This window comes from Streptomyces sp. NPDC001787 (genome assembly GCF_040297465.1).
In the GTDB taxonomy this organism is placed as follows: Bacteria; Actinomycetota; Actinomycetes; order Streptomycetales; family Streptomycetaceae; genus Streptomyces.
Genome location: NZ_JBEOZE010000011.1, coordinates 152,294 through 169,599 on the forward strand (window position 1 = coordinate 152,294; position 17,306 = coordinate 169,599).

The window sequence follows — 17,306 nt, forward strand, 5'->3', positions numbered from 1 at the left end:
TGGTCGGACGCCCGGGGCCTCATGCCACCATGGAGCGCGTGGCGAGCAAGCGAGGCAAGCAGACGGTCCGGGACATGTTCCTGTCGATGATGGTGATCACCGCGGCCGCGGGGGTCATCTACGTCTTCGTTCCGCATGACGAGAAGGCCGATCCCGTCAAGGCCGTCGACTTCCGGGTGGAACTCGCGACGGCCAGGCGCGCGGCGCCGTATCCGGTGGCCGCCCCGGACGACCTGGGGAAGGGCTGGAGGCCGACCTCCGTCTCGTACGAGGGTGCGGCGGGCGACAACTGGCACCTCGGCTTCCTCGACCCGGACAAGAAGTACGTCGCGGTCGAGCAGTCCACCTCCCCGGCGAAGAAGTACGTCGCCGAGGTCACCCGGAACGCGAAGGACACCGGGCGCACCGAGGACGTGGCGGGCCGCACCTGGCAGCACTGGGAGGGCCCGAAGTACGACGCCCTCGTGTTCCACGACAAGGGATCGACCACCGTGGTCACGGGCTCGGCGCCCATGGCGCGGCTGGTGGAAATGGCCGCCGCCCTGAAGACCACTCCCTGACGGGCGTCCCCTGAAGACCACTCCCTGACGGGCGTCGGGGCGCACACGCGAAAGAGCCCGGCCGGGCATTCCCGGCCGGGCTCCTTCGTTCAGGACCTCCGCGGAGCGGTCGCGCGGATCCGGAGGGATCCGGTGCTGCCGGAACCCGCGGGTCCCGTACGGCTCAGACGGTCGTGACGACCTCGTCGTACGACAGGCGCGGCAGACGCGGGAACCAGGCGTCCTCGCCCGGCTTGCCGATGTTGACGACCATCAGCGGGGTGTGGTCGTCGTCCAGGAACTCCTTCTGGATGCCCGCGATGTCGCAACCGGTCATCGGGCCGGCGGCCAGACCGGCGGCGCGGACGCCGATGATGAAGTACGCGGCCTGGAGCGCGGCGTTCAGGAGGGCGGCCGACTCGCGGACCGGGCGCTCGGAGAAGAACGCGTCCTTGGCCTGCGGGAAGTGCGGAAGCAGCGCCGGGAGCTCCTCGTGGAACTCGTTGTCGGCGGCGAGGATCGCGACGAGCGGTGCGGTGGCGGTCTTCGGCTGGTTGCCCTCGGCCATGTGCTGGACAAGGCGCTCGCGGCCCTCGGCGGAGCGGACCAGGACGACGCGCAGCGGCGACTGGTTGAAGGCCGTGGGGCCGAACTTGACCAGGTCGTAGATCGCCTGGACCTGCTCATCGGTCACCGGCTCGTCGGTGAACGTGTTGGCGGTACGGGCCTCACGGAAGAGGAGGTCCTGGGCGGTGGGGTCAAGAGCGAGGGACATCTTGCGGATTACCTTCCGGACGAACAGGGGGGATCAAGCGATGGCGTCACCGTATCCGAGAAGTAGGTTAACTTTCAACTAAACCTCTTCCGGAGTGATCCACTCCACAGCACGGAAGGCTGCCCGAGGGGCCGCCCCGCGCTTCCTCCGCGCCCGCCGGGCCGCTGTCCGCCGTACGGGCTCAGCCGTCGGTGCCCGGAGCCTGCGCGGGATCCTCCGGGCGGGCCAGAGCCGCGTCCAGCCGGGCGCGGGCGCCCTCCAGCCAGTGCCGGCAGACCCTGGCCAGCTCCTCGCCCCGCTCCCACAGGGCCAGCGACTCCTCCAGCGTCGTGCCGCCCGCCTCCAGGCGCCGCACGACCTCGATCAGCTCGTCCCGCGCCTGCTCGTACCCGAGCGTGCCTGTCGCGGCGGCCGTCGCCGTCCCGTCGTCCGTCATGTGATCCACCCTATTCGTGAGCTGGGAAAACAACGTGAGGGGCTCACCCCTCCACCCGTACGGTGAACTCGCCCTCCGACACCCGCGCCCGCAGCGGTTCGCCGGGCGCCCCGGCGTCGGCGGGGGAGCGCACCACATGGCCGTCCGGCCGCTGGAGCACGGCGTAACCCCGCTCCAGCGTCGCGGCGGGCGACAGCGATACCACCCGGGCCCGGGTGTGCGCGAGCTCCGAATCGGCGCGGTCCAGCAGATGGCCGAGCACCCGGCGGCTGCGCCCGACGAGCGCGTCCACCTCGGCGGCCCGCTCGTCCACCAGCCGGTGGGGACGCTCCATCGACGGGCGGCCCAGCGCATGGGCCAGTCCCCGCTCCTCCCGGTCCAGGACGCCCCGTACGGTGCGCAGCGCCCGGTCCCGCAGCTGCCGCACCCGGTCCAGCTCCTCGCCCACGTCGGGGACGACCTTCTTCGCGGCGTCCGTGGGCGTCGACGCCCGCAGATCCGCCACCAGGTCCAGCAGCGGGGAGTCCGGCTCGTGCCCGATCGCGGACACCACCGGCGTACGGCACGCGGCCACCGCCCGGATCAACTGCTCGTCGGAGAACGGCAGCAGGTCCTCCACGCTGCCGCCGCCGCGGGCGACGACGATCACATCGACCTCGTCCAGGGCGTCCAGCTCCTCGACCGCCTTGACCACCTGATTCACCGCGTGAACGCCCTGCACCGCGGTGTTGCGCACCTCGAACCGCACCGCGGGCCAGCGACGGCGGGCGTTCTCCAGGACATCGCGCTCGGCCGCGGAGGCCCGCCCGCAGACCAGACCGATCAACTGCGGCAGGAAGGGCAGCGGCCTCTTGCGGTCCAGCGCGAAGAGCCCCTCCGCGGCGAGCGACTTCTTCAGCTGCTCCAGCCGGACCAGCAGCTCCCCGATCCCGACCGGCCGGATCTCCGTCGCCCGAAGGGAGAGCTGCCCCCGGGGCGCGTACCACTCCGGCTTGGCGAGAACGACGACCCGCGCGCCCTCCGTCACCACATCGGCGATGCGGTCGAAGACCTGCCGGTAGCAGGTCACGCTCAGGGAGATGTCGTGCGACGGATCGCGCAGGGTCAGGAAGACGACCCCGGCACCGGGCCGCCGCGACAGCTGGGTGATCTGCCCCTCGACCCAGATCGCACCGAGCCGGTCGATCCACCCCCCGATGAGCCGGGACACCTCGCCGACGGGCAGCGGTGCTTCCGCGGACGTATTGAGAGCCATGCGAAGGAGCGTATCGGCAGGCGCCGACAGGAAGGGGCGGACAGGCACTCGATCCCGCTCACGCGCTCACCGCTGCCGCCACCACCCCGCACCACCGTCCCCACCGCCGTACGGTTCCCGCCGCTGCCCGCCACAGCCCGCCGCTCCCTCGGGCTCCCGCCGCTTCCTCCTCTGCTCAGCGCCGTCCCTCGCCCCAGCCCTCTCCCTGCCTCAGCTCCCGCCGCTCCCACCGGGGCTCCCCGCACCCGCGCCGGCCCCGGGGCGCCGTCCCCACTGCACCGCGAGCACCACCAGCCCCACCGCCAGCCAGCACAGCCCGACCACCTGGGCGCTCGCCGTCGCCTCCACGATCACCGCGATCAGCACCGCGGCACCCACCACGGGGATGACCACATGGCGCCACCAGCTCGGCGGCCCCTCCATCCGGCGTACGGCGAACCAGCCGACCACCGACGCGTGCAGCAGCACGAACGCCGTCAGCGCGCCCACGTCGACGACCGACACCAGATGGTCCAGCCCGTCGTCGCGCCGGGCCGCCCACACCGCGGCCACCAGCGTCACCACGGCCGCGCCCAGGATCGCGACCCGCGGCACGCCGGACTTCGCGTCGACCTTCGCCAGGAACGGCGGCAGCCGCCGCTCGCGCGCCATCGCGAACACCAGCCGCCCGGCCGCCGCCTGCCCCGCCAGCGCGGCGAACGCCGCACCGATCGCCTTGCTGACGGCCACCAGATCGTGCAGCCAGGTCCCGACCGAGGCGTCGACCGCGTCGTAGAACGCGGACCCCTGCTGCGCCGGATCGGCCGCCAGCTCCGCCGAGCTGACCGGTTCCAGCAGCGCGGCCAGATAGGACTGGGCGATGAAGAGCACGCCCGCGAGCACCAGGCAGAACAGCACCGCCCGCGCCACCTTCGCCGAACCGCCGGTCACCTCCTCGGCGAACGAGGCGATGGCGTCGAAGCCCAGATACGAGAGCACGGCGACCGACACCGCCCCCAGCACCGCCGTCATCGAGAAGCCGGAATCGCCGGTGAGCGGCGACAGCCAGCCGCGCTGCGCGCCGTCGCGTACGAGCACCACCACCGCCGACACCACGAACACCAGCAGCACCGCGATCTCCATGGCCAGCACGGCGAAGCCGACCCGGGCCGCGGCCCGTACCCCCCACAGGTTGAGCAGGGTGGTCAGCACGACCGCGATGGCCGTCCACACCCAGCGCGACACCTCGGGGACCAGCGCGTTCATCGCGATCCCGGAGAAGAGGTAGGCGACCGCGGGGATCAGCAGATAGTCGAGCATCGCCATCCACCCGGCGATGAATCCCGGCCCTTCCCCGAGCCCCTTGCGGGCATACGCGAACACCGAACCCGCCAGTGGGGCGACCCGCACCATCTGGGCGTAGCTGAAGGCGGTGAACGCCATGACGACGGTCGCCGCGATGTAGACGAGCGCGACCGCGCCGTCGGACTTCGCGTCGAGCGTCCCGAACACCCCGACCGGCGCCATCGGAGCGATGAACAGCAGCCCGTAGACCACCAGATCCCGGAAGCCGAGCGTGCGCCGCAATGTGGCCCGCTCCGTGCTGCTGCTTCCCGACATCCGACCTCCATCGCCGTCCGTGCACACCCACGTCGCCAACAGTCTCCCGACCCGGCCGGACCGGCGCCTGTTCGGTACGGCCTTACGATGGGACGCATGACTGCAACTCCTGCCCGCCGTGTCCTGCTCGCCGCTCCCCGTGGCTACTGCGCGGGCGTGGACCGTGCCGTGATCGCCGTCGAGAAGGCCCTGGAGCAGTACGGGGCCCCGATCTACGTGCGGCACGAGATCGTGCACAACAAGTACGTCGTGCAGACCCTGGAGAAGAAGGGCGCGATCTTCGTCGACGTCACCGCGGAGGTCCCCGAGGGCTCCATCGTGATGTTCTCCGCGCACGGTGTCGCGCCGACCGTCCACGCCGAGGCCGCCGAGCGCAAGCTCGCCACGATCGACGCCACGTGCCCGCTGGTCACCAAGGTCCACAAGGAGGCCGTCCGGTACGCCAAGGAGAACTACGACATCCTCCTGATCGGCCATGAGGGCCACGAGGAAGTCATCGGCACGAGCGGCGAGGCCCCGGACCACATCACCCTGGTCGACGGCCCCGAGGACGTGGCGAACGTGAAGGTCCGCGACGAGTCGAAGGTCGTCTGGCTCTCGCAGACCACGCTCTCGGTCGACGAGACGATGGAGACGGTCGACGCTCTCAGGGGCAAGTTCCCGAACCTTCTCTCGCCGCCCAGCGACGACATCTGCTACGCCACGCAGAACCGCCAGATCGCGGTGAAGAAGCTGGCCCAGGACGCCGAGCTGGTCATCGTCGTCGGTTCCAAGAACTCCTCGAACTCCATCCGCATGGTCGAGGTCGCCCTCGACGCGGGCGCCCCGGCCGCCCATCTGGTCGACTTCGCGAGCGAGATCGACGAGGCCTGGCTGGAGGGCGTGACCACGGTCGGCCTCACCTCCGGCGCCTCCGTCCCCGACGTACTGGTGGACGGCGTGCTGGAATGGCTGGCCGAGCGCGGCTACGCCGATGTCGAGACGGTGAAGACGGCCGACGAGTCGATCACCTTCTCGCTGCCCAAGGAGCTGCGCCGCGACCTGCGGGCCGAGGCGGCAGCCCTTTCCGCCGAGTAGGCGGGCGCGGCGTCCGGCCTGCCCGTACGGTGGATTCCATGCAGATCTTCGGCGTGGACATCGGCGGATCCGGGATCAAGGGCGCTCCCGTGGACCTGGACCGCGGAGACCTGGCGCAGGAGCGCCACAAAGTACTGACACCGCAGCCGGCCACGCCCAAGGGCGTGGCCGACTGCGTGGCCGAGGTCGTCGGCCACTTCGACTGGTCGGGCCCGATCGGCGTCACATTCCCGGGGGTCGTCACGGACGGCGTCACCCGCACCGCGGCCAATGTCGACAAGGGCTGGATCGACACGGACGCACGCACCCTGCTGGGCGACCGGATCGGGCAGCCCGTCACGATCCTCAACGACGCCGACGCGGCGGGAGTCGCCGAGATGACCTTCGGCGCGGGACGGGGACGCAGGGGCACGGTCATCATGCTGACCTTCGGTACGGGCATCGGCAGCGCGGTCTTCACGGACGGCCGCCTCGTCCCCAACACCGAGCTCGGCCACCTGGAGCTGCACGGCCACGACGCGGAGAAGCACGCGTCCACGAAGGCCAAGGAGGACGAGGACCTCAGCTGGCACCACTGGGCGCACCGGGTACAGAAGTATCTGGCGCACGTGGAGATGCTCTTCTCGCCCGAGCTGTTCATCATCGGCGGCGGTGTCAGCCGTAAGGCGGACAAGTTCCTGCCGCTGATCGAAGACGTACGGGCCGAGATCGTCCCGGCGGAGCTGCAGAACAACGCGGGGATCGTGGGCGCGGCGATGGCGGCGGCGGGGAAGTAGTCCCCGCCGCGCGCCGCTGGGTCCCGCGGCCGTCGGCTCGCGGGGCTACGGGCGCCGGGGGCGGCGCGCGGTGCCCGCGACGGACTGTCCGGTACGGGCGGCGGCCTGGGCGGCCTGGGCGGCGCGGACGGGCTGGACCGCCGGGACCGGATGCCGCCGCCTGGCCCGCATGTGCCGGACCTTGCGCACGGTGGCGATGAGCCCGGCGACGAGAGTGCCGCCGTACAGCCAGCCGGCGTGCACGGCGAGCGCGGTGACGACGGCCATCGTCTGACCGCCCAGACCTCCGGTGCCCCCGGAGACGGGGATGACACCGACGGCGAAGGCGATCGGCACGCTGATCGGGGCGGTGACGAGGTCGGCGGGGCGTACCCAGAGCGCGGTGAGCGCGCTGACCGGCAGGAACAGCAGCCCGTAGACGATCTCCGAGCTGTCGAACAGCAGCCGGTCGAGGCAGGCCAGGACGAACATGGTGACGGCGGCGAAGAGCCCCGCCCCGATGCCGGTCAGCCGGGGGTTGGGGAACCTGCGCAGTACCGCCACCGCGGGCGGCAGCGAGCGGGTCCGGGCTCCCGGCGTACCCGTCACCCGGTAGACGGCGGCACTCTCGCCGAGTGCGCCCTGCGGGGACGGGGCCGGCGGGGCCTGCTGAGGCTGCCTGCGCTGCGGGGGTCGTGTCCTGTGCTGCTCCACCCTCACAACGTAGGTCGCGAGGCGGGAGGAATCAGGCGTTGGACACGCGCTTTGGCCGACCTTGGGGTTGAGTTCGATGTCACACGGCCGAATACCGACCTGTTCGGCCCCGCCGGGCGACCCGCCGGGGACCTCCGGCAGGCCTCCGGCGGACCCGTGCCGGGCCGCGCGCCGCCGCCCGTAAACTGGAGAATCGGTCCACTCCGAGGCCTGGCCCGAACAGCACGACCCCTCCTCACCTCCTCACTCCAGGAAGTCGCCAAAGTGTCGCTCACGATCGGAATCGTCGGTCTGCCGAATGTCGGCAAGTCGACCCTGTTCAACGCCCTGACCAAGAACGACGTGCTGGCGGCCAACTACCCGTTCGCCACGATCGAGCCGAACGTCGGCGTGGTCGGCGTCCCGGACCCGCGCCTGAACAAGCTCGCGGAGATCTTCAACTCGCAGAAGCTCCTCCCCGCCACCGTCGACTTCGTCGACATCGCGGGCATCGTCCGCGGCGCGAGCGAGGGTGAGGGCCTGGGCAACAAGTTCCTCGCGAACATCCGCGAGTCCGACGCGATCTGCCAGGTCATCCGCGCCTTCAAGGACGAGAACGTCGTCCATGTCGACGGCAAGGTCTCGCCCAAGGACGACATCGAGACGATCAACACCGAGCTGATCCTGGCCGACCTCCAGTCCGTCGAGAAGGCCGTCCCGCGCCTCACGAAGGAGTCCCGCCTCCAGAAGGAGAAGGTGGCGGTGCTCGCCGCCGTCGAGGAGGCCCAGAAGATCCTGGAGTCCGGCGAGACGCTCTTCGCCGCGGGCATCACCGCGTCCACCGAGAAGGGCCGCCTCCTGCACGAGCTGCACCTGCTCACCACCAAGCCCTTCCTCTACGTCTTCAACGTCGACGAGGACGAGCTGGTCGACGAGGACTTCAAGAACGCCCAGCGCGCCCTGGTCGCCCCCGCCGAGGCCATCTTCCTGAACGCCAAGATCGAGTCCGAGCTCATCGAGCTGGACGACGACGAGGCCCTGGAACTCCTCCAGTCCATGGGCCAGGAAGAGCCCGGCCTGGCCACCCTCGGCCGCGTCGGCTTCGACACCCTGGGCCTCCAGACCTACCTCACGGCAGGCCCGAAGGAAGCCCGCGCCTGGACGATCAAGAAGGGCGCCACGGCCCCCGAGGCGGCCGGTGTGATCCACACCGACTTCCAGAAGGGCTTCATCAAGGCGGAGATCATCTCCTTCGAGGACCTCGTCGAAACAGGCTCGGTCGCCGAGGCCCGCGCCAAGGGCAAGGCCCGCATGGAAGGCAAGGACTACGTCATGCAGGACGGCGACGTGGTGGAGTTCCGCTTCAACGTGTAGTGCCTGATTCCCTGATCGGCTGAAGTGGCTGGTTAGGGCGAGAAACCCCAGGTCAGGGGCCAGATCTTCGGGTCTGGCCCCTTCCTGTTCTCTCCGGCTGAATCAGCCTCCATACTGGCCCGCCTCGATGGCGCGACCTACCCGGCCGCTTTGACGCGTGCAGCCGCCGTTTTCGCCGCTGTGATCACCTACTTGCGCAGCTCGGCCGTCCGGTCGCGGTGGGCGGACTCGGGGGAGCGAGCCCGGGGCGGTCCGCCGCGTCCGGCAGTGGCCGTCGTGGACCTGCCGGGTGAACGGCCGGTGGCGGTCTCCTGACGGAGGCATAGGGTTCGGCCGAGAAGATCCGCTCGGCGCAGGTGAGTCGCGCCAGGACGATACGGTGGCCGCCCCGAGGAGGAGCCGGATGTTGCAGGCGCTGGGACTGGGTCCGGGCGAAGAGGCCATCTATACGGCGCTGTTGGCCACACCCACAGGTTCCGCGCGGGACCTGGCCCGGCAGACCGGACTCGACGGGGCCGAGAGCGTGCGGATCCTCGATGACCTGGCGGCGCGGGGCCTGGTGGCCGTCGTGGCGGAGGCCGCGAGCGGGGCGCCCGAACCCGCCGAGGGCGAGGCCGGCCCGCCGCCCGCCCGCTATCGGCTCACACCGCCCTCGGTGGCCCTGGCTCCGCTCCTCGTCGAGCAGCGCAACGCGCTGCACCACGCCGAGACCGCGTTCTCGATCCTGAGCGAGCAGTACCGCAGTACCGCCGCACAGACCGCGGGGGGTGTCGTGGAGGTGGTCGTCGGTGTGGAGCAGGTCGCGCACCGGTTCCACCAATTGCAGAGTGGGGCCCAGCGGGAGTTGCTCGTCTTCCTCGTCGGCGAGCCCATCGCGGTGCCGCGCGAGGACACCGATACGGCGGAGAGTTCCGCGCTGGATCGCGGAGTCGACTTCCGGGTCGTCGCCGCCAAGGACTATCTGGACGGTCACGACATCGTGCGGGACGTGCGGACGGCGGTCATGGCGGGCCTCGACCTGCGCCTGGTCGACTCGTTGCCGCTGAAGATGGTCGTGTCGGACCGGGAACGCGCCATGGTGCCACTGGACATGGCGGACTCCGGTGGTGAGCCGAGCGCGATCGTGGTGCATCGCAGCGGCCTGCTGACGGCCCTCGTCCATCTCTTCGAGAAGGAATGGGCCCAGGCCCGGCCGATGTACACGAACACGGGGACCCCCGAGGAACCTGCGGCCGATCAGCCGACCGAGGGGGAACTGGAGGTCCTCGCACGGCTGTTGGCGGGTATCTCGGACCGGCGGACGGCATCCCAGCTCGGTCTCTCCGTACGTACGGTGGAGCGGCGGATACGCCGTTTGATGGACCTCGCCGGAGTGGACTCGCGCTTGCAGCTCGGCTGGCACGCGGCACGTGCGGGCTGGCTGTGCCCGCCCTCTTCGTCCGCCTGAGAGCCCGAGGAACTCGTTACTGGCGCCGGCGTTCCGGGTGGTTCCCGGCGTTCCCGACGGCCCCGGAATCAGCGGCCCCGGGACGAGTGACGACGGGACCAGCGGCGACGGTCGGTGGCGGGCGGCGGTGCGGCCCCACGGCGACGTTCCGGCGGAGGGCGTCGGGCGGGAGGGTGGGCCGCGCCCCCGCGACCGTACGAGGCGGCGGTTCCCGAAGCCGGTGAGCGGTGGGGATGACCTCGTGACGGAATGCCGTCACGTGGGGAACCCGCCATGCGCGGCGCGCCTATGTGCTCCGTATGTCTGCCAGGATTCAGCCGCAAGCCTGGCATGTTCACGGCGTCAAGTAGGGGAGACTCATGCATCCCATAGCGCGCATGGCCTTGGGCGCGGCAACCGCCGCAGTCCTGGGCGTCACCGCTGTCGCACCGTCCGGGGCGGCGACCGCACCGCCTGACGGTGCTTCGGGAGAGAAGCCCATCGTCGGCGGCGGGACCCCGCCGACGGGTGGAAAGCAGGTGACGGTCACGCTCGTCACCGGCGACAAGGTGCTGGTCACCACGGACCCGTCGGGCCGCAGCTCCGCGGCCCTGCTGCCCCACGAGGACGGCACACAGCCGCTCGTGGAGACCTTCCAGCTGGGCAAGGACCTCTACGTCTACCCGGAGGGCGCCTCCCGGGCGATCGCCGAGGGCAGGGTCGACGAGCAGCTGTTCAACGTCACCGGCCTGATACGTCAGGGGTACGACGACACGAACACCGATACGTTGCCGCTCATCGCCACGTACCGGAGCGGTGTCGACGTCGCCGACAGCCTGCCGGTGGCTCCTCGTGGGGCGAAGCGGGGCCTTGAGCTCCCCGCCGTGAACGGCGTCGCGCTCAAGGCGGGCAAGGACACGGCCGCCGCCTTCTGGCAGGACATCACCAACACCCGTTCGCGTGCCGCCTCCACGCTCAAGAAGCTGTGGCTGGACAGCAAGGTCGAGGCCACGTTGGACCGGTCCACCAAGCAGGTGCACGCGCCGGAGGCCTGGGCCGCCGGCTACGACGGCAAGGGCACCAAGGTCGCCGTGCTGGACACGGGCGTGGACGCCGAGCACCCGGACCTGGTGAACCGGATCGCCGTGTCCAAGAACTTCACGGACTCCGACAGCACCGCGGACCGCCAGGGGCACGGCACGCACACCGCGTCCACCGTCGGTGGCACCGGAGCCGCCGACCACGGCCGCAGGAAGGGCGTCGCCCCCGGGGCCTCCCTGCTCGTCGGCAAGGTCCTCGACGACACGGGGGCCGGCGCGAGCTCCTGGATCATCGCCGGTATGCAGTGGGCCGTCGACCAGAAGGCCGACGTCGTCTCCATGAGCCTGGGCAACCCGGCCATCGGCACCTGCTCCGACCCGCTGGCGGAGGCCGCGAAGGAGCTCTCGCAGACCACGCACAGCCTGTTCGTCGTTTCCGCGGGCAACGCCGGTTCGGGCATCGAGACCGTTTCCTCGCCCGGCTGTGTGCCCGGTGTGCTCACCGTCGGCGCCGTCGACCGTGACGACACCACCGCGTGGTTCTCCAGCCGTGGCCCGGTGGCCGTCACGCACACCCTCAAGCCCGAGATCGCCGCCCCCGGCGTCGGCATCTCGGCCGCCAGCGCGGGTGGACGCGGCCCCTACGCCTACCGGGAGATGTCGGGCACCTCGATGGCGGCCCCGCATGTCGCGGGCGCCGCGGCCATCGTCCGCCAGGCCCACCCGGAGTGGACCGCGCAGCAGATCAAGGCGGCCCTCGTCTCCTCCGCCCGTACCGGCGGGAAGGTCGCCGGTGCCGACCAGACCGGGGCGGGCGTGCTCGATGTGTTCGACGCGGTCCGCCAGAAGGTGCTGTCCGCACCGGCCGTCCAGGGCGGCAGCTACAACTGGCCGCAGCACACCTCCGACCGCACCACCGTGCAGGTGCCCTTCACCAACACCGGCACCGACGCGATCACCCTGAAGCTCGGGGTGAGCGGTGTGCACGGCAACGACGGCAGCGATGTCAGCTCCGCCATCATGAGACTTGAGCACAGCAAGGTGACCGTTCCCGCGGGCGCCACGGTCCAGGTGCCGCTGCGTATCGACCCCACCGCCCGGCTCAAGGCCTCCCAGTACGGTGCCGTCACCGGCCGCATCATCGCCACCGGCGGCGACACGCACGTCAGTGTGCCGGTCACGCTCCACGTCCAGCCGGAAACGGTCACCCTCCGGGTCAAGGTCGTCGACCGCAACGGCAAGCCCGCGAGCGGCGCCTCCTCGCTGGACCTGGTCAGCCTCGACACCGACCGGGGCGAGCGCCGCGGCAACCAGGGCGCGGCCGAGCAGACGTACAGCGTGCGCCCCGGTGACTACGCGCTCTCCGGTTTCGTGACCACCTACGGCGCGGACAACGCGGCCGAGTCGATCGGCTATCTCGGCCGCCCGCAGCTGCGGATCACCCGTGACACCACCGTCGTCCTCGACGCCCGCAAGGCACACCGGATCAGCCCGCGGACCGACCGTCCTGCCAAGGTGAACAGCACCACGTTCAGCTACGGCCGTACGTGGGAGGACACCTGGCAGCTGAGCGGATCGCTCACCTCCGGCAGCAAGGTGCAGAAGTTCTACGCCTCCGTCGAAGGGCGCGCCCAGAAGGGCTTCTTCGAGTTCCGGCCCACCTGGCGTGCCACCGGTTCGCAGGACGGCTCGTCCTACGTCTACAACCTCTCGTTCCCGACCGGGGGGCCGCTGCGGTCCGACCGGGTCTACCGCCAGAGCGATGCCGCGCTGGCCCGGGTCACCGAGAAGTGGAACGCCCTCGGCAAGGAGGCCGACTACCTCGACGGGCTGTTCGTCCTCCCCGCCTGGAACACGAACATCGCCATCCCGGTGAGCCTGCTCACTCCGGTCAAGGTGCCGGGCACCCGTACCGCGTACTACACGACCGGCGGCGACACCTGGCTCCACGGCGCGATGACCAGCTTCCCGTTTGCCGCGTACATGACCGACCAGTACCGCGTCCACCAGCCCCGTGAGCGGCGCACCGAGGAGTGGTACGGCGGGCTCATGCGGCCGGCCGCGGCGCGCGACACGGAGGGCGACCTGGCGTTGGCCGCCGAGCGGCAGGGCGAACTGATCGGCTTCCAGAGTGCGCTCTGGCTCGACGGCTCGGACGACCACTGGTCCTACGGCGGGTCCTTCGGTGACCTCGGCAACCTGTTGCTGAAGCGCAACGGCGAGGAGATCGCCAGAAGCGCCTACCCGTACGACGCGTTCAAGGTGCCTGCCGAGGACTCCGCGTACGAACTCACCCAGAACCTGGCCAAGATCGACACCTCGGACCGGAACTGGCTGCGTTCCACCGCGGTCACCACCACCTGGAGCTTCCGCTCCCACCTGGAGCCCGACGTCTACTCCCGCGGCATACCGATCCTCTTCCCGGACTACGACCTGCCGGTGGACGGCATGAAGACGCTGCCCGCGCGGAGCGGTATCAAGGTCGGTCTGTCGGCCGAGGGCCACGCCGGGTACACACCGGGCAGGATCACGGAGGCCTCACTGTCCTACTCCTACGACGGCGGCACCACCTGGACCCAGGCGCCGACCGAGCAGCGGGCCGGCAAGTGGACGGCCACGCTCGACCACACCGGTGCCACCGGTGAGCAGGTCATGCTGAGGACCACCCTCACGGACTCCGGCGACAACGCGGTCACCCAGACCATCACGCGCGCCTACGACGTCCGATAGCCACACGGAAGGGCCGGGCGGGTCTCCCTCCACAGGGGGACCCGCCCGGCCCTTTTCCCGTCGCCCGCGGGGCCGCGCTCAGCGCAGCGGTGAACGGCGGACGGACAGGACCGCGACGTCGTCGTGCTGGCTGCCGTCCCCGGCGAACGCGCGGGCGTTGTCGTAGAGGGCGCGCGGCAGGTCCGTGGGGGAGAGCGAGACGCGCTCGGCGAGCCGTTCGGTGAGGGGGTAGAACGTGCCGTCGGCGGCGCGGGTCTCGGTGAGTCCGTCGGTGGTCAGCAGGAGCGTCGCGCCGGGCGGGAAGGGGAACCAGTCGACGGTGGCGGGTGCGACGGCGAGTTCGGCCAGGCCGAGGGGGACACCGGATTCGAGGGCCGGGGTGCTGACCGTGGCGTCATGGAGCAGCTGCGGGGGAATGTGCCCGCAGTTGATGACCTGCACGTCGTTGTGCGCGTCGATGTTGACGACGAGGGCGGTGACGAACCGTTCGTCGTCACCGGTCTGCGCGGCATAGGAGTTGTGCCGTACGACAGAGGCGTCGAGCGCGTCGGCGAGCGCGGTCAGGGTGGGCTCCCGGTGGGCCGCCTCGCGGAACGCGCCGATGACGGCGAACGCGGCGCCGACCGCGGGCAGGCCCTTGCCCTGGACATCGCCGATCAGGACCCGGGTGCCCCACGGGGAGGCGACGACGTCGTAGATGTCGCCGCCGACGAGCCGGTCCTCCTGCACGGGCTCGTACACGCCGTCGACCAGGACATCATCGGTGAGCAGCGGCAGCGGGCGCAGGATGTGGCGCTGCATCGCCGCGGCGGTGGAGCGGATCCGCAGCATCTCGTGCTCCCGGTGGATGCGGCGGTCGCAAGCGTAGACGGAGGCCGCGCCCAGGGTGAGCGTCAGCAGCATCATGAGGATCCTGTCGACCCACGACGCCCCGTCGCCGTGCCGGAGCACCACCGTGACGATGACCACGAGCGTGGTCCACGCGGAGACGAACAGTGTCTGCCGTACGGTGCACAGCGCCGACGCCGTTCCCGGCAGGAACACCAGGAGCCCCAGAAGCCACACCAGTGACCCGGACAGGGCGCCGAGAGCCAGCACCAGAGCCGTCATCGACACTACGCCGATCACGACCTCGGTATTGCGCGGCGGCTCGATGGCCTCGAAGGGACGTGCGAATCTCCTCGGACGCGTACGGGGCACGGGACCTCCTGGCAAGTGGTGTGTTCCCCGTACGTTAGGCAGGCACAGCCGCGAGCGAGCCGCGCCCCGCCGGACGGGGTCCGGCGGGGCGCGGCCGTGGCGGTGAGGAAGAGGCGCGCCCCGATGGCGGTCATGATCGGATGGCCCGCGGTATTCGGGGACACAGTGAGAAGGGCCGGGGCGGGATGGGGCGCGGTGAGCGGGAAGCGGTCGCGGAGGGCGTGCGGCTGTACGACGCCGCGCAGGCGGTGGCCGGTGACCACGGGCGGGCCGTCGAGGCGGTCAGGGCGGCGCTGAAGCCGATCCACGACGAGTCGGTGGAGCAGGCGCTCGACGCCATCCCCGTGGCCAGGCTGAAGGAGGTCACCGAGGGCAGGGTGAGGCTCGGCGACATCGAGCGGAGCGGGCTGCGGTCGGTCCGGCAGGTGCTCGACGCGGGCCCCTACCGGCTGCGGCAGATTCCGGGCGTGGGACAGCGGACCGCCGATCAGGTCGTCGCGGCGGCGCGTCGGATATCCGATGCCGTACGTGAGACCGTCGCCGTCCACATCGACGTGGACGCGCCGGAGCCCCGCACCACGGCGCTCGTCGAGGCCCTGCACGTCCTGGTGGAGGCGGGGCCCGACGCGCGGCGTGCCGTCGACGCCGCCGCGGTGCTCTCGGCGCGCCTCGGACCGCTGCTGGCCGAGGCCAGGACCGCCGGCGGGCGGCTGCGCATGCTGCTGGCCGGGCGGGCCAAACGGGAACGGGCGCTCACGGCGGTCGCCGAGGTCCGCGCGGCGACCGAGGAGGCGGTACGGGGCGCGGTGCCGGAACTGCTCGCCCAGGCCTCGGTCGATCTGCTGCGCGGTACCCCTTCCGACGTGGCGGCCTGGGTCGACTTCGAGCTGCGCTCCGCCGAGTACTACAGCCTGCTCGCGGAAATCTCCGGCGGCGGACCCGACCCCGACGCCGCCGAGGGGTTCCTGCCCGACGAGGTCGCCGAACGGGTCCGCGGCCAGCTGCTCGACGACACCCACCGCCGGGTGTCGCTGCGCGGCTACCAGGCCTTCGGAGCACGCTTCGTCCTCACCCAGCGCAAGGTGATCCTCGGCGACGAGATGGGGCTCGGCAAGACCATCCAGGCCATCGCCGCCCTGTCCCACCTCGCCGCCGAGGGGCAGAGCCACTTCATGGTCGTCTGCCCGGCCGGCGTCCTGATCAACTGGACACGCGAGATCGAGGCCCGCAGCAAGCTGCGCGTGATGCCACTGCACGGCCCCGACCGGCAGGAGGCGTTCGCCGACTGGCGGAGCCGGGGCGGGGTGGGAGTGACGACCTTCACCGCCCTGAGCGGTTTTCCCGTCCCCGCGAGCGGGGAGCTCGGGATGCTGGTCGTCGACGAGGCCCACTACGTCAAGAACCCGCAGGCGCGCCGCTCCCGGACCGTGACGGCCTGGTCCGGGCACTGCGAACGCGTTCTCTTCATGACCGGTACGCCCATGGAGAACCGCGTCGCCGAGTTCCGCAGCCTCGTCCAGATCCTTCAGCCGGAGCTGGCCGAGGCCATCGGCGACCGTGACGGCGCGGCCGGCGCCAAGAGCTTCCGCCGGGCGGTCGCCCCGGTCTACCTGCGCCGCAACCAGCAGGACGTCCTGACCGAACTGCCCACGCTCCAGCACACGGACGAGTGGGAGGAGCTGAGCGCGTCGGACGAGGCCGCCTACCGCGAGGCGGTGCGCGAGGGCAATTTCATGGCGATGCGCAGAGCGGCCTACGCACACCCCGAGAAGTCGGCCAAGCTGGACCGGCTGGCCGAGATCGTCGAGGACGCCGCCGAGAACGGGCTGAAAGTGGTGGTGTTCTCCCACTTCAGGGATGTCCTGGCGACGGTGAAGGAAGCGCTGGACGGTGCCCGCGGCCCCGGCGGCGGTCAGGTGTTCGGCCCGCTCTCGGGGAGCGTGCCGCCCGTACGCCGCCAGCAACTGGTCGACGGGTTCACCGCCGCACCGGGGCACGCGGTGCTGGTGGCGCAGATCGAGGCGGGGGGCGTGGGACTCAACATGCAGGCCGCGTCCGTGGTGATCATCTGTGAGCCCCAGATCAAGCCGACCCTGGAGCATCAGGCAGTGGCGCGGGCCCACCGCATGGGGCAGTTGCGTTCGGTCCGGGTGCACCGGCTGCTCGCGACGGGCGGGGTGGACGAGCGGATGGTGCGGATGCTGAAGAACAAGTCCCGGCTGTTCGACGCGTACGCGCGCCGCAGCGCGGTCGCCGAGTCGACGCCGGATGCCGTCGATGTGTCGGACACGGCGATGGCCCGCCGGATCGTCGAGGAGGAGCAGGCGCGGCTGGGAGCGGGAACGGTCCCCGCACCGTCCCCGGGGCACCCGTAGGCGTTTGCCGTGAGCGGTGAGCCGTTTGCCGT

13 protein-coding genes are annotated in these 17,306 nt (G+C 71.1%); 7 read left to right on the forward strand and 6 right to left on the reverse strand.

Annotation, left to right across the window (positions count from 1 at the left end; translation table 11 throughout):
* Positions 1-29: 29 nt before the first annotated feature.
* Positions 30-560: a DUF4245 domain-containing protein gene (locus ABT170_RS17925; RefSeq protein WP_329946301.1), complete on the forward strand. Its 531-nt coding sequence runs from the start codon at positions 30-32 to the stop codon at positions 558-560.
* A 163-nt stretch (positions 561-723) separates the two neighbouring features.
* On the opposite strand, the gene ABT170_RS17930 is transcribed toward ABT170_RS17925, so the two are convergent.
* The 4 genes from ABT170_RS17930 to ABT170_RS17945 form a co-directional block, all read right to left on the reverse strand.
* Positions 724-1,314 (reverse strand): malonic semialdehyde reductase, encoded by a 591-nt coding sequence (locus ABT170_RS17930; protein WP_329946300.1) that lies wholly within the window; start codon positions 1,312-1,314, stop codon positions 724-726.
* Between the two features lie 181 nt (positions 1,315-1,495).
* Positions 1,496-1,750: an exodeoxyribonuclease VII small subunit gene (locus ABT170_RS17935; RefSeq protein WP_329946299.1), complete on the reverse strand. Its 255-nt coding sequence runs from the start codon at positions 1,748-1,750 to the stop codon at positions 1,496-1,498.
* A gap of 43 nt (positions 1,751-1,793) precedes the next feature.
* Positions 1,794-3,005, reverse strand: coding sequence for an exodeoxyribonuclease VII large subunit (gene xseA, locus ABT170_RS17940; protein ID WP_329946298.1), 1,212 nt, complete (start codon positions 3,003-3,005; stop codon positions 1,794-1,796).
* Positions 3,006-3,215: 210 nt separating this feature from the next.
* Positions 3,216-4,604, reverse strand: coding sequence for an APC family permease (locus ABT170_RS17945; RefSeq protein ID WP_329946297.1), 1,389 nt, complete (start codon positions 4,602-4,604; stop codon positions 3,216-3,218).
* Between the two features lie 87 nt (positions 4,605-4,691).
* On the opposite strand from ABT170_RS17945, the gene ABT170_RS17950 reads away from it, so the two are divergent.
* Together ABT170_RS17950 and ppgK are read left to right on the forward strand one after the other, a co-directional pair.
* The gene (locus ABT170_RS17950; RefSeq protein ID WP_351868382.1) at positions 4,692-5,681 is read left to right on the forward strand and encodes a 4-hydroxy-3-methylbut-2-enyl diphosphate reductase; all 990 of its coding nucleotides are present in this window, start codon (positions 4,692-4,694) and stop codon (positions 5,679-5,681) included.
* A gap of 38 nt (positions 5,682-5,719) precedes the next feature.
* Positions 5,720-6,457, forward strand: coding sequence for a polyphosphate--glucose phosphotransferase (gene ppgK, locus ABT170_RS17955; protein WP_329946295.1), 738 nt, complete (start codon positions 5,720-5,722; stop codon positions 6,455-6,457).
* 45 nt (positions 6,458-6,502) lie between these two features.
* On the opposite strand, the gene ABT170_RS17960 is transcribed toward ppgK, so the two are convergent.
* Positions 6,503-7,045 (reverse strand): DUF6542 domain-containing protein, encoded by a 543-nt coding sequence (locus tag ABT170_RS17960; RefSeq protein WP_329946563.1) that lies wholly within the window; start codon positions 7,043-7,045, stop codon positions 6,503-6,505.
* Between the two features lie 369 nt (positions 7,046-7,414).
* On the opposite strand from ABT170_RS17960, the gene ychF reads away from it, so the two are divergent.
* The 3 genes from ychF (at position 7,415) to ABT170_RS17975 (ending at position 13,699) form a co-directional block, all read left to right on the forward strand.
* On the forward strand, positions 7,415-8,503 hold the full coding sequence (ychF, locus tag ABT170_RS17965) for a redox-regulated ATPase YchF (RefSeq protein WP_266923379.1): 1,089 nt from the start codon (positions 7,415-7,417) through the stop codon (positions 8,501-8,503).
* A 403-nt stretch (positions 8,504-8,906) separates the two neighbouring features.
* The gene (locus ABT170_RS17970) at positions 8,907-9,950 is read left to right on the forward strand and encodes a helix-turn-helix domain-containing protein (RefSeq protein ID WP_329946294.1); all 1,044 of its coding nucleotides are present in this window, start codon (positions 8,907-8,909) and stop codon (positions 9,948-9,950) included.
* Positions 9,951-10,309: 359 nt separating this feature from the next.
* On the forward strand, positions 10,310-13,699 hold the full coding sequence (locus tag ABT170_RS17975) for a S8 family serine peptidase (RefSeq protein ID WP_351868386.1): 3,390 nt from the start codon (positions 10,310-10,312) through the stop codon (positions 13,697-13,699).
* A gap of 78 nt (positions 13,700-13,777) precedes the next feature.
* On the opposite strand, the gene ABT170_RS17980 is transcribed toward ABT170_RS17975, so the two are convergent.
* Positions 13,778-14,899, reverse strand: a complete 1,122-nt coding sequence (locus tag ABT170_RS17980) for a PP2C family protein-serine/threonine phosphatase (RefSeq protein WP_329946292.1) — start codon at positions 14,897-14,899, stop codon at positions 13,778-13,780.
* A gap of 185 nt (positions 14,900-15,084) precedes the next feature.
* On the opposite strand from ABT170_RS17980, the gene ABT170_RS17985 reads away from it, so the two are divergent.
* Positions 15,085-17,274: a DEAD/DEAH box helicase gene (locus tag ABT170_RS17985; protein ID WP_351868389.1), complete on the forward strand. Its 2,190-nt coding sequence runs from the start codon at positions 15,085-15,087 to the stop codon at positions 17,272-17,274.
* Positions 17,275-17,306 lie beyond the last annotated feature (32 nt).